The organism is Mesorhizobium sp. M7A.F.Ca.CA.001.08.2.1, from assembly GCF_003998455.1.
Taxonomy (GTDB): domain Bacteria; phylum Pseudomonadota; class Alphaproteobacteria; order Rhizobiales; family Rhizobiaceae; genus Mesorhizobium; species Mesorhizobium ciceri.
This window is the reverse complement of sequence record NZ_RZPW01000086.1, coordinates 1-12,785: the sequence shown is the minus strand read 5'-3', so window position 1 is coordinate 12,785 and position 12,785 is coordinate 1. Positions and strand designations below refer to the sequence as shown.

Sequence of the window (12,785 nt, the reverse complement as noted above, 5' to 3'; positions counted from 1 at the left end):
ATCTTATCCTGCCTGTTTCGGCCCTCGGCTTCATCTACCTGGCGCTTTATCTGCGCATGATGCGCGCCGGCATGGCCGAGGTCTGGCGGCAGGATTTCGTCTTGGCCGCGCGCGCCAAGGGATTATCACGCCGCCGCATCGTGCTCGCCCACGTCGCCCGCAATGCACTGCTGCCGCTGGTCACCATGCTCGGCCTGCAGTCGGCGCAGATGCTCGGCGGCAGTGTCGTCATCGAGAGCGTCTTTTCCGTGCCCGGCCTCGGCCGGCTGGCGCAGGAGGCAGTCGCCTCCCGCGATACGCCGCTTCTGCTCGGCATTATTCTCACCAGCGCCCTCCTGGTCATTGTCATCAACCTTGCCGTCGACATCGCCTATGCCTTCCTCGACCCGCGCGTCGGCGCCAGCGAGGCCGGCGCATGAGTGCCCTCCGCCGCTTTCTGCGCACGCCCGAGGCGGTCGCCGGCGCCATCCTCCTGGCGGCGCTGATCGCCATGGCGCTGTCGGCGTCGCTGCTGTTCCCCGGCGATCCGCAAGCGATTGCCGGGCCGGCGCTGCTGCCGTCGTTCCAGGACTGGTCGCTCCCGCTTGGCACCGATCGGCTTGGCCGCGACGTGCTGGCCGAGCTTTTTCATGGCGCCCGCACATCGCTGGCTGTCGGGATCGCCGCCGCGGCCGCCGCACTTGTCGTCGGGGCAGTGGTCGGCACATTGGCCGGCTTTGCCGGCGGCCTCGTCGACGAGGTGCTGATGCGCATCACCGACGCCTTCCAGACCGTGCCGAGTTTCCTGCTGGCACTGGCCTTCGTCAGCGTCGTCGGACCGTCGCTCGGCATCGTCGTGATCGCCATCGCGCTTGGCACCTGGACCGGACCAGCCCGTGTCGCCCGCGCGGAAGTCCTCTCCATTCGCGAACGCGATTATGTCGCCGGCGCCAGGGTCATCGGCATGCCCCCGCTGGCGATCGCCTTTCGCGAGGTGCTGCCCAATGCCTTGCCGCCGGTGCTGGCGATGTCGTCGGTGATCGTCGCCGCGGCGATCCTCACCGAGGCGGCCTTGTCGTTCCTCGGCCTGGGAGATCCCAACCGGGTCACCTGGGGCGGCATGATTGCTGAAGGCCGCACTGTTTTGCGCACCGCGCCCTTCCTGTCGATCGTCCCGGGCATAGCGCTGGTGCTGACCGTGCTCGGCGTCTATCTCGCCGGCGAAGGCATCGTCGAGACGACGGCGGTCAGGAGAGGCCTGTCGTGACCGCGCTGGCTTCGATCCGCGACCTGACGGTGACCTACCGCCGCGACGGCAACGAGGCGACGGCGCTGAAGGATTTCAGCCTCGACATAGAGGCTGGCGAGCGCTTGGCCATCATCGGCGAAAGCGGTTCGGGCAAGAGCACGCTGGCGCTGGCGATTGCAGGGCTGTTGCCGGCAAGCACCAAGACTGAAGGAAAGATCGATTGGTTCCTACCGTCGGCGTTGGGCGTCAAGGCACCCCCCTCTGTCCTGCCGGACATGTCCGGCAGGACAGAGGGGGGCCTCGTAGAGCACAGACCGCAAAAGCTCTTCACCAGATCAAGTCACCCTCCCCGCGGCGGCCGCGATATCGGCTTCGTCTTCCAGGACCCATCCGCCAGCCTCGACCCCGTAATGCCAATCGGCAAACAAATCGCCGAAGTCGCCCGCACCCATCTCGGCCTCACCTGGTCCCAGTCCTATGCCAGGGCCAAAACCCTGCTCGAACGCGTCCGCCTGCCCGATCCTGACTCGGCCTTGCGCGCCTTCCCGCACCAGCTTTCCGGCGGCCAGAAGCAGCGTGTGGCGATTGCCGCCGCCATTGCGGCCGGTCCGAAATTGCTGATCGCCGACGAAGCGACCAGCGCGCTCGATACCATCGTGCAGGCCGAGATCGTCGCCTTGATCCGACGCCTGGTGACCGAGGACGGCATGACGCTGCTGTTCATCAGCCATGACATCGCGCTGGCGGCCGAGCTTGCCGGGCGCATCGCCGTTTTCCGCCATGGGCAGTTGGTCGAGCTTGGCATGACGGCGCAGATTGTCGGCGCCCCGGCCCAGCCCTATACGCGCGCATTGCTCGATGCCCATATCGGCCTCGACACCAAGCCGCTGCTGAACCGAGCCGGGCTCCACGCATGAGCCTGCTGGCGGTGTCCAATCTCACCAAGCGCTACCGTCGAGGCGACAACACCATCGCTGCAGTCGACGATGTCTCCTTTCACATCGAGCCGGGCGAAACGCTGGCGTTGGCCGGACCCTCCGGCAGCGGCAAATCGACGATCGCGCGGGTGGTGCTGCGATTGATCGAGCCGGACGACGGACGCATCGAGTTCGAAGGCGACGATTTCCTGGCCCTGCGCAGCGCAGCACTGCGTGCCCGCCGCGCGCGCCTGCAAATGGTGTTCCAGGACCCGCTTGCCGCCTTCAACCCGCGCGCCACAGTGGCGCGTGTGCTCGACGATCCCTTGCGCATCCATGGCATCGCTTCCCGCAGCGAGCGCCCGCGCCGCATCGCCGCCTTGCTGGAGCGCGTCGGGCTGACGGCGGACCTCGCCCCGCGTGCCATCCATGAAATCTCAGGCGGCCAGCGGCAGCGCGTCGCCATTGCCCGCGCCATCGCCACGAAGCCGTCGCTGATCGTGCTCGATGAAGCGGTGTCGGCGCTCGACGTTTCCGTGCGCGGGGAGATCCTCGAGCTTTTGCTCGACCTGCAGCGCCAGGAAAAGATCGCCTATCTCTTCATTTCACATGATCTCGGCGTCATCCGGTCGATCGCCCACCGCGTTATCCTTCTCGACGCCGGCCGGGTTGCCGAGAACGGCGATGCCCGAACCGTCATCGACGCACCGCAATCGGCCATTGGAAAGGCGCTGGTGGCGGCAGCACCGAGATTGAACCGGACCCTGATGCGGCTGGCGTCGGCCGGCCTCGATTGAGACCCGGCCGCCACCATCCGTTCGCTCAATAGCCGACGGTGAAGCGCTGCCTGATATGGGCCGGCTTCTCGATCTCGTCGACCATGACGATCGCGTAGTCCTCGAAGGAAATGCTGCTGCCCTCGTCGGAGGCGAGAAGCGTGTCCTTGCCGAGGCGGAATTTGCCGGTGCGCTCGCCAGGCACGAACATGGCGGATGGCGACAGGAACGTCCAATCGAGGTCGTCGACCGTCTTCAATCTGTCCAGGAAGTCGGCGCCCTTCTGCGCTTCTGCCTTGTAGATCGCCGGGAAGTTGGGGCTATCGACCAGCCGCTTGCCGGGCGCGACTTCGAGACTGCCGGCGCCGCCGACGACGAGATAGCGCTTCACGCCGGAGGCGCGCACCGCCTCGATCAGTGCATCGGTATCGCTATCCAGGAAATGCACAGAGCTGATCACAGCGTCATGGCCGCGGATCAGGTCCGCGAGACCTTCTGTGTCGAAGACATCGCCCTTCCTGGCCGTAACGCCCGGAAGCGCGACAATCTTTTCCGGGTTGCGCGCGATGCCCGTGACGGTATGGCCGCCATCGGAGAGTTCCCTGAGAAGGCGCGAACCGACAGCGCCCGATGCACCAATGAGAGCGACTTTTGCCATGTGTGTTTCCTTATGCTTGGGGTCTGGAGGATGGGGTCACGCCGCCGCGATGTGGGCGACGAGATTGTCGAAGCTGCCGAACAGCGCGTTCGAACCGATGAGCCGGGGCGCATCGTTGCGGATGACCGCGAGCGAAGGCACGCCATCGGCATGCAGGCGCTGGAACAGCGCACGGCCACGGCCAACCTGATCGCGGTGAGCCGCCAGCAATGTTTCGGTCGGCGCCTTGAGCATTTCGGCGGCGTCCGCCATGCCGTCGGCGGCGAGCACCTCGGCCACACCGCCGATCGTCACGACATCGCGTCCTTCTACATAGCGCGCATGCTGGATCGTCTTCAGCGCCGCAAACCGGCGGCTAGGGTCCTCCAGGCCAGCGGCAGTGATGCCGAGTGTGGCGGCATGTGAGTCGAGCAGGGTGCCACGGACATTGAGGACATTGTGCCGGTAGGCCGGCGTGAACGATTGTCCGGTCAGGCGCTCGATGCGCTGGTCGTTCGCCCAGGCGTGCGCCGCAAAACCTTCATCCATCGGACGCGCGCCGGCGCCGGAAAACAGGCCGGTCGGCAGCAGCTCGACGCGCACGCCGGCGGCCGACAACCGGCCGAGCATCCGGGTGGCACCATAGCACCAGCCGCAGAGCGGATCGAAAAGATAGGTCACTTCTGAATTGTTCATAATCGCTGCTACCCATGATCCGGCTGCCGGCTTGATCGAATGCCGTTGGCTGATATGTGGCAGGTGGGGGTCTTGCGATAAATGGCACCCAATAATACAAACTGTATGATCTGCTCATACAAATGGCAGCCAGCTTGGCCGAACTTCTGAACCTCAATCGGCTCGCCTACTTCACCACGGTGATGGAAACCGGCTCGTTCACGGCCGCAGCCAACCGGCTTGGCGTCGCCAAGGCCGTGGTCAGCCATCAGATCGGCAAGCTCGAAGAGGAACTGGGCGCAACGCTGCTGCAGCGCACGACCCGGCGTGTCAGGCCGACCGAAGAGGGGCGCCTCTTCTATGACCGCGCGATGATCATCCTGCGGGAAGCGGAGGCCGCCTATGGCGAAATCTCGCGCGGGACCGTCGAACCGAGCGGAACGCTGAGGCTGACGGCGCCGCTCGACTACGGCACCAAGATGGTGGCTCCGGTCATGGCGGCCTATCTCAGAACCTATCCGCAGATGCGCGTCGAGGCGATCTTCGACGACGCCGTCAGCAATCTGGTGGACGAGCAGATCGATCTCGGCATCCGCGTCGGCTGGCTCACCGATTCCTCGAACCAGGCGCGGCGGCTGGGGACGATCCGGCAAATCGTGGTGGCGAGCCCTGGCTTCGCGGCGAGCCTGCCGCCGGACCTGACGCCGCGCCAGGCAAGATCGCTGGCCTGGGTCGGCAACACCCAGTTGCGCGGCATCGGCCAATGGCTGTTTTCCAGGGATGGCGAAACGGTGCTGACCGAGCTCAATCCGGTCCTCATGTGCGACAAGAGCCCCGCCGCCCTTGCTTGCGTGCTCGTCGGCATCGGGCTGGGCGTCTTTCCGGACTACAGCGTCAGCGACGATATCGCCGAGGGGCGGCTGGTGCCGGTATTTGCCGACTGGAGCCTGCCGTCAGGCGGCATCCACGCAGTCTTTCCGCCGGCCCGGTTCCGGCCCGCCAAGGTGCGCACCTTCGTCGATCTGCTCGCGGCGGCCGAGAAGCGGCGATCGCGCGGTGTTGCCACGGCTTGAAGCCGATGGCGGTCAGCGGGCCTCTTGCAGGATCATCTCGGCTGCCTTCTCCGCGATCATGACGACCGGCGAGTTGGTGTTGCCCGAGACGATTGTCGGCATGATCGAGGCATCGACCACGCGCAGCCCGGCAAGCCCGTGAACACGCAGGCCGTCGTCGACCACCGCCATCGTATCCGAACCCATCTTGCAGGTGCCGACGGGGTGGAAGATCGTCGTGCCGATATCGCCGGCCTTGCGGATGAGCTCTTCATCGCTGTCATACTGCGTGCCGGGCAGCATCTCTTCCGGCGCAAAGCGCGCCACCGCCCGAGCCTTCATCAAACTGCGGACATGGCGCAACGACGCGACGGCCACGCTGCGGTCTCCCTCGGTGGAAAGATAGTTCGGCCGGATCTTCGCCGTCTCCCGCGCGTCGGACGAACCCATGTGCACGCTGCCCCGGCTTTCCGGACGCAGATTGCAGACCGAGACGGTGACCGCGGGAAAGCGATGCAGCGGCTCGCCCAGACGGTCGGTGCTCAGCGGCTGCACATGATATTCCAGATCGGGCGTTGCGAGGCGCGGATCGCTCCTGGCGAAGATGCCGAGCTGGCTTGGCGCCATCGACAGCGGCCCGCTGCGCTTGAGCGCGTATTCCAGCCCCATCGACGCACGGCTGACCAGATTGTGGTAACGCTGGTTGAGCGTGGCAGTGTTGGCGACCTTGAAGACGGTGCGGATCTGCAGATGGTCCTGCAGGTTTTCTCCGACGCCTGGCAAAGCATGACGAACATCCACGCCGATGCCCGAGAGCAGGTCGGGGCGCCCCACCCCCGACAGTTCGAGCAGCCTGGGCGAGTTGATGGCGCCGGCCGCAAGGATCGTCTGTCCAGCGCGGACCTGATGCAGGCGGCCGCCTTGGCGGAAAACCAGTCCGGTGACGCGCCGGCCGTCGAATTCGAGCCGTTCGGTTTCCGCGCCGAGCACTACGCGAAGGTTCTTGCGCCCCGCTATACCGCGCAAAAACGCCTTCGATGTGTTCCAGCGGACGCCCTTCCTCTGGTTGACCTCGAAATAGCCCGAGCCTTCATTGGTGCCGGTGTTGAAGTCTTCGGTGCGCGGAATGCCGAGTTCCTCGGCCGCGTCCCGGAAGGCGTCGAGGATCGGCCATGAAAGCCGCTGCCGTTCGACCCGCCACTCGCCGCCGCTGCCGTGCATGGCGCTCTTGCCACCATGGAAGTCTTCCGACTTGAGGAAGTAAGGCAGGACATCGTCCCAGCCCCAGCCGGCATTGCCGGCCTGGCGCCAGCCATCATAGTCGGCAGCCTGGCCGCGCATGTAGATCATGCCGTTGATCGATGAACAGCCGCCGAGCACCTTGCCGCGCGGATAGTTGAGGCTGCGTCCGTTGAGACCGGCTTCCGGCTCGGTCTTCATCATCCAGTCGGTGCGCGGGTTGCCCATGCAGAAGAGATAGCCGATCGGGATATCGACCCAGTGATAGCGGTCGCTGCCGCCGGCCTCGAGCAGCAGCACCTTGTTGCGCGGATCGGCCGAGAGCCGGTTGGCGAGCACGCAGCCGGCGGAGCCGGCACCGACGATGACGTAGTCGTAACTGCCGAACGGAGACGGTGAAGCTTCGGTCACGTGCGCGCCTGCTGTCCGGCGATGCGCTCCCACATCGGGGTCATCGCCTGGTTGATCTCGCCATAGAGTCGATACCGCCGTGCGTATGCGTGAGCAACCGTCTCGTTGGGTACAAAATGTCGGGCGGCCGCTGTCATGGCGGCTGCACCGGCACTGTAGTCCGCGAAAATGCCGACGCCGGTGCCCGCCGCGATCGCCGCTCCCAGCGCGCCGGTTTCGCGGCTGCGCGCCACGGTGACGGGCACGCCGAGCACATCGGCGAAAATCTGCGGCCAGACGCTGCTGCGCGAGCCGCCGCCGGACAGCACCACCTGGTCGAAATCGGCGCCCGCTTTGTGCAAGGTCTCGACATGGCGCTTGTGCTCGAAGGCGACACCCTCGAACAGCGCACGCAGCAGATGGGCTCGGCTGTGCCAGCCGGCGATGCCGTAGAAGCCGGCGCGCGCATGGCCATTCTGCTGCGAGCCATAAAGGAAGGGATGATAGATCGGGATGTCGCTGTTGGGATCAACGGACGCCACCAGTTCGCTGCACAATTCGAATGGCGACTTGCCGGCTTCGCCGCCATGTTCGAGGAATTCGCGAACGATCCATTCGAGATTGGCGGCCGAGGTGGCACTGGATTCGATCGCCAGATAGCGCTGGCGATCGAAAGTCGACAGCATGAAGATCGAAGGGTCGCGGATCGGCTTGTCGGTGATGACCTGGTTGATGCTCCAGGTTCCGGCGATGACCGAGGCGGCACCGGTTCTGGTCACGCCCGAACCGACCGCGCTGGCGACGACATCGAACAGCCCGGCGACGACCGGCGTGCCGGCGCGCAGTCCCGTCAGGGCCGCCACCTCCGCGCTGACATGGCCGGCAATGTCGGCCGATTCCAGCACTGGCGGCAGCAGGTCCATGCAATCGCCGAGCCCATAGGCGGCAAGCAGGTCCGGCTCGTAGCGGCGGTCCTGCATCTGCAGCAGGCCGCAGCCCGACATATCTGAAGTATCGCTGCTGCGCGCACCTGTCAGGCGGTTGACGACGAAATCCTTGCACAAGAACACAGTTCCGATGCTGGCAAACAAAGCCGGCGAAAAGCGCTTGAGCCAGGCAAGCAGGGTCGGCGTCTGCGCCGCCCACGGCCGCTGCAGGCAATGTGCGTAGGTGCGGTCGCCGACATTCTGTTCTGCCCATTCGGCAACGATGTCGACGGCGCGTGTGTCGAGCGACTGGATGCCGATCAATGGCGCGCCCGCACGATCGAGCGCGTAGAGCCCGTTGCCATGGCCGGCGCAGCCGATGGCGACGATCTCGCCGGCGTCGATACCGGCCTCAGCGATGCATTGACCAATGACCGAGACCGCATTGCGCCAGAGTTCGTCGAGGTCGCGTTCGACATGTCCGGGCTTTGGCATGGACGAGCGGCCGTCACGGGCGGCGAATGCCAGTTCGCGGCCCGACAGGTCGAAGAGGATCGCCTTGATGACGGTGTTGCCGGCATCGAGACCGAGGGTATAGCTTGCCATTGGCGCCTCCCGAGGCCGCAGCCTATGCCTGGTTGTACAGATCCCAGGCTGCGCCGCCATCGGCATCGTCGTGAATGATCGCCATCAGCCCGCGCACGACAGCGCTCGGGTTGGCATGCTGGTAGATGTTGCGGCCATAGACCATGCCAAGCGCACCCTGTGCCATCAAGGCGGCCGACTTGTCGAACACGGCACGCAGATCCTCCTTGCCGCCGCCGCGCACCAGCACCGGGCAGCGCGCCGCCTCGACGACGCGGTGGAAGTCGTTGGGATCGGTGGTCGGGTCGGCCTTGACGATATCGGCACCCATCTCGCGGGCAAGCCGGGTCAAGGTGACGATCTTATCGGCGTCGCCGTCAACCATGTAGCCGCCATGCTCGGTGACCGGCAGCATGGCCAGCGGCTCGATCATCAGCGGCAGGCCGTATTTCTCGCAATCGGCGCGCACGCGGGCGATGTTCTGCACGCATTGCCGGAACAGGTCCGGCTCGTCGGGTAGCATGAACAGATTGACCACGACGCAAGCCGCATCCATCTCGATGGCGCCAAGCAAGGGCTCGGCTTCGTTCTGCAGCACCGCCCACATCGCCCGGTGGCGTATCCTGTTATAGGGATTGCCCATGTCGATGCGCATCACCAGCGCCGGCTTGTCCTTGCCAGGCACGGCCTGCAGCAGGTCAGCCTGGCCGTAGTTCATCTGGATGGCGTCGGGGCCGGCCTTGACCAGCTGGTTGACCACGCTGGCCATGTCTTCCAGCCCGGCAAGGAAACTCGGCTCGTTGCAGACGCCATGATCGATGGCGACGTCGAGGCAGCGGCCGCCGCCGAACAGCCGGTTCATACGGACTTTCTTGTTTACGCGCATAGGGCGCTCCTTTGATGTGTCTGGAGGTCGATGCCGTGCCGGTCGGCCAGCAAGGCGAGGAAGGTCGAGCGCTCGGTGGCAGCCTCGCTGGCGCTCCAGTCCTTGTGCGCCGCCAGCATGTCGAGAACGGCGTTGACGAGGTCGAAGCTGAGACCGCCTGAAATGGCGATGGTGGTGCGGCGCAAGAACAGGTCGGCAAGGCACTCGACCTGCTCGCGCTCGATGATGCGCCCTATCTCGCTTGCCGAATAGTCCGACTGCGGCAGCATCTGTTCGCCCGCCGGGTGCGAAACAAAATCCCTGGCCGACGTGCCATAGCGCTGCAGAAGCGTTTGCGCGCGCTCGACCGTCAGGCCATGCTCGGCGGCGAATGATGCGCACCAGGCGTCCGGATCGGCCGGAAAATCACGGCCGCCACCGATGGCCATGTCCTGCGTTCCCTGGCTGCGCGCGAGGCCGAGCCGCTTCAACGCCATGTCGGCGGCCAGCGCTCCAAACGAACGGAAGGTGGTCCACTTGCCGCCGATCATGCACAGTGTCGCCGGCAGATGCCCGCTCGCTTCTACGAACTCGCAAAAATGATCGCGCGGTATGCGGCTGGTAAAACTGTCCTCGCTGGCGGGCAAGGGTCGCACGCCGGCGAAGCGGAACACGATCTGGTTTTCAGCTACTTTGATCGAGGGGAATACAAAGGCGAGCGACTGCAGGATGTAGCGCTGCTCGTCCTCCTCGCAACGGACCTTGTCCGGATCGTCGACCCGGATGTCGGTCGAGCCTATCAGCACCTTGCCGAGATAGGGAAACAGGATGCAGATGCGCCCGTCCTCGTTCTCGTAATAGACCATATGGCCGCCGAGCGCGTCGAACAGTTCTGCGTTGTCGACGATGAGATGCGAGCCCTTGGTGCCGCCCATCATCGTCTGCGCCGCCGCCCCGATGGCCTTGTTGGTCAGGTCGATCCAGCCGCCAGTGGCGTTGATGACCAATTGCGCCCGTACCGGCAGTTGTTCGCCCGTCAGCGTGTCGGTAATGGCGAGGCTATCACCTGTCGACGATACCTGAGCGTAGTTCAAGGCGCGGGCGTTCGCCGCGCTCGCCGTGGCGTCCAGCAGCATCTCCAGGCCGAGGCGTTCGGGCCGGCTCACCCAGGCGTCGTAGTAGGTCGCCGAATTGCGGATCGCCGGATTGATCGCCGGCCATTTTTTCAAGGTTTCGGCGCGGCCCCTGAACCTGTGCGTCGGCATCAAACGCCGTGCGGCGGTGAACAGGTCGTACATGGCAAGGCCGGTCTTGATGACCAGCGCACCACGCCGGCTCGGCCGCCGCGTCAGACCCAGGAAGCGCACCGCACCGTTGGCAAGGCCGGAGAAAATGTCGAAGATCGGCACCGTCGTCGGCAACGGGGCCACATAGTGCGGGGCATTCCTCAGCAGCCGGTCACGTTCGAGCAGCGATTCGCGCACCAGTTTGAATTCGCCGTTTTCGAGGTAGCGCAGGCCGCCATGCACCATGCGTGAAAGGGCGGCACTGGCGCCGCTGCAATAGTCGCCCTTTTCCGCCAGCACGACATGGACGCCTTGCAGCGCCAGTTCGCGAAAGACGCTGATGCCGTTGATGCCGCCACCGATGACGAGCACGACGATATCAGGCCGGTCGCGCAGACCGGCTAACGTATGGCTACGGTTCATCGGGGCTGTTGCCTTTTTTTCTCAGGCATCCATCGCGGTGAGATGCGCGGCTGCCGCGGCGTCGATTGCCGCAAGCTCGCCTGCCGCAAGCGTGATCTCCCCGGCCCGCGCATTGTCGAGCGCCTGTTCGGGATTGCGCGCGCCGCACAGGGCGAAGGTGATGCCCGGCTGGGCGAGCGTCCAGGCGATGACGATCTGCGCGGTCGACGCCTGGTGGCTCTCGGCGATAGGGGCGATGGCCTCCTTCAGCTTTGCCACCTTCTGTCGGTTGGCCGTGGAAAAGCGCGGGTTGTCCTTGCGCTGGTCGTCGCCGCCGAATGTGCGGCCGGGGTCGACCGTGCCGGTGAGCAGCCCCAGCGCCAGCGACGAATAGCTGAGCATGGCGATGTCATGGCGGCGAGTGATCGGCAGCAGGCTGCTCTCGATGTCGCGGTCGATCATCGAATAGCGCTCCTGGATCGCATCGAGCTGGCCGGCATCGATATAGTGGCCGAGATCCTCGGCGCTGATATTGCTGGCGCCGATGGCGCGGATCTTGCCGGCTGCCTTGAGCTTTTCCAATGCCGCCATCGTCTCGGCGATCGGCGTCGTCGGGTCCTGCCAATGGGTGATGTAGAGGTCGATATGATCGGTGCCGAGACGCCGCAGGCTCTGCTCGACCTCATAGGCGATGCCGTCGGCGCCGAGATAGCGATGCACTGGCTTGTCGTCCTGGTCGAAGAAATGCCCGCCCTTGCCCGAATGCCAGTTCAGCCCGCATTTGGTCGCGATCACCACCTTGTCGCGCTTGCCCTTGATGGCGGTGCCGACGATCGCCTCGCTGCGGCCAAGACCGTAGGCCGGCGCTGTGTCGATCAGGTTGAGGCCGGCATCGATCGAGGCTTCGATCGCCCGCACCGACTCCTTTTCGTCGGTGCCGCCCCACATCCATCCGCCAATCGCCCAGGTGCCCAGGCCCACGGCCGACGCCGATATGCCGGACTTGCCGATCTGCCGCTGGATCTGTCGAGAATTCATGCTGCCTCCTGTTCGGCCAGCTCGAGGATCTGGAGCCCCGTGGCCTCGTCCGTGACGATGGTGTCGAGATGATTTCCGCGCATTGCGGCGAGGATCGGCGCGACCTTGCTGGCGCCACTTGCAATGCCGATCGAGCGCGGGATGGTCGCGAACTCGTCAAGCGTCAGCGAGACCAACGAACGGTTGAGCGAGTAGTTGCAAAGCTTGCCCCGGCGATCGATGAGATGGGCGAGCAGCTCGCCTGTTGCCCCGGACTTCTCGATCGCCTGGCGATCGGCATTCGAGGACGGATGCAAATCGTAGTAACTGGAATCGTCGGTCAGGATGGAGCCGACACCCACCACCGCGACATCGGCCTCGCGCGCCTTGCGAAACACGTCTGCGACGGAGCTGATGCCCATCAGCATCTCGCGCTGCTGCGCGGTGTCCGCAAACAACGGCGCATGGATCTGGTAGGCGCGGCCGCCGAGCTTGTCGGCCATCAGCGAGGCGACGTGGTTGACATCGGTGTAGTGCTTGCCCTGCACCAGCCCGGTGGCGGGAATGATTTCGACGTCGTAGCGGCGCCCCGGCTTGAGACCGGCGACCAGCGCGCTGACGCCCTTGCCGCCGGTGATCGAGATGGTGTCGCCGTCCTTGATGGTGTCGAGCAGCAGCCCGGCCGCAGCCTCGCCGACCCGCTGCAGGGCGGTGTGCGGATTTTCGGAGACCGACGGCACCACCATCGCCCGCTCGATGCCGCCCAGCGCCACCAGCCGCGCTTCCAGGT

Annotated in this window: 13 protein-coding genes; 5 read left to right on the top strand and 8 right to left on the bottom strand. The window is 65.3% G+C overall.

What is annotated here, in order from left to right:
- The 4 genes from EN914_RS07960 to EN914_RS07945 all read left to right on the top strand — a co-directional run.
- Window positions 1-419: ABC transporter permease (locus EN914_RS07960; protein ID WP_164778683.1), on the top strand; the 419-nt coding region annotated here is incomplete at its 5' end.
- Window positions 416-1,246, top strand: a complete 831-nt coding sequence (locus EN914_RS07955; protein WP_024504441.1) for an ABC transporter permease — start codon at window positions 416-418, stop codon at window positions 1,244-1,246. The genes EN914_RS07960 and EN914_RS07955, both read left to right, overlap by 4 nt.
- Window positions 1,243-2,145 carry an ABC transporter ATP-binding protein gene (locus EN914_RS07950; RefSeq protein ID WP_024504442.1) on the top strand — a complete coding sequence of 301 codons (903 nt, stop codon included), beginning with the start codon at window positions 1,243-1,245 and terminating at the stop codon, window positions 2,143-2,145. Before EN914_RS07955 ends, EN914_RS07950 begins: the two co-directional genes overlap by 4 nt.
- Window positions 2,142-2,942, top strand: coding sequence for an ABC transporter ATP-binding protein (locus EN914_RS07945; protein WP_013529483.1), 801 nt, complete (start codon window positions 2,142-2,144; stop codon window positions 2,940-2,942). Before EN914_RS07950 ends, EN914_RS07945 begins: the two co-directional genes overlap by 4 nt.
- Before the next feature lie 25 nt (window positions 2,943-2,967).
- Here EN914_RS07945 and EN914_RS07940 read toward each other — a convergent pair whose 3' ends face one another.
- Both EN914_RS07940 and EN914_RS07935 read right to left on the bottom strand, forming a co-directional pair.
- Window positions 2,968-3,579: an NAD(P)-dependent oxidoreductase gene (locus EN914_RS07940; RefSeq protein ID WP_024504443.1), complete on the bottom strand. Its 612-nt coding sequence runs from the start codon at window positions 3,577-3,579 to the stop codon at window positions 2,968-2,970.
- A 36-nt stretch (window positions 3,580-3,615) separates the two neighbouring features.
- A complete protein-coding gene (locus tag EN914_RS07935) occupies window positions 3,616-4,254 on the bottom strand; it encodes a DsbA family protein (protein ID WP_024504444.1) in 639 nt (212 codons plus the stop codon).
- Between the two features lie 134 nt (window positions 4,255-4,388).
- On the opposite strand from EN914_RS07935, the gene EN914_RS07930 reads away from it, so the two are divergent.
- Complete coding sequence (locus EN914_RS07930) at window positions 4,389-5,306, top strand: LysR family transcriptional regulator (protein WP_024504445.1); 918 nt, start codon at window positions 4,389-4,391, stop codon at window positions 5,304-5,306.
- Between the two features lie 12 nt (window positions 5,307-5,318).
- On the opposite strand, the gene EN914_RS07925 is transcribed toward EN914_RS07930, so the two are convergent.
- The 6 genes from EN914_RS07925 to EN914_RS07900 all read right to left on the bottom strand — a co-directional run.
- The gene (locus EN914_RS07925) at window positions 5,319-6,935 is read right to left on the bottom strand and encodes a GMC family oxidoreductase (protein ID WP_024504446.1); all 1,617 of its coding nucleotides are present in this window, start codon (window positions 6,933-6,935) and stop codon (window positions 5,319-5,321) included.
- On the bottom strand, window positions 6,932-8,446 hold the full coding sequence (locus tag EN914_RS07920) for an FGGY-family carbohydrate kinase (RefSeq protein WP_024504447.1): 1,515 nt from the start codon (window positions 8,444-8,446) through the stop codon (window positions 6,932-6,934). The genes EN914_RS07925 and EN914_RS07920 overlap by 4 nt, the downstream gene beginning before the upstream one ends.
- 22 nt (window positions 8,447-8,468) lie before the next feature.
- Window positions 8,469-9,287, bottom strand: coding sequence for a class I fructose-bisphosphate aldolase (locus tag EN914_RS07915; protein ID WP_024504448.1), 819 nt, complete (start codon window positions 9,285-9,287; stop codon window positions 8,469-8,471).
- 14 nt (window positions 9,288-9,301) lie between these two features.
- Window positions 9,302-10,999 carry a glycerol-3-phosphate dehydrogenase/oxidase gene (locus EN914_RS07910; RefSeq protein WP_024504449.1) on the bottom strand — a complete coding sequence of 566 codons (1,698 nt, stop codon included), beginning with the start codon at window positions 10,997-10,999 and terminating at the stop codon, window positions 9,302-9,304.
- Window positions 11,000-11,020: 21 nt separating this feature from the next.
- Entirely contained in the window at window positions 11,021-12,016 is a 996-nt protein-coding gene (locus EN914_RS07905; RefSeq protein ID WP_024504450.1) for an aldo/keto reductase, read from the bottom strand.
- Window positions 12,013-12,785 (bottom strand): sugar-binding transcriptional regulator (locus EN914_RS07900; RefSeq protein ID WP_127389041.1); only part of this gene is annotated, 773 nt, incomplete at its 5' end. The genes EN914_RS07900 and EN914_RS07905, both read right to left, overlap by 4 nt.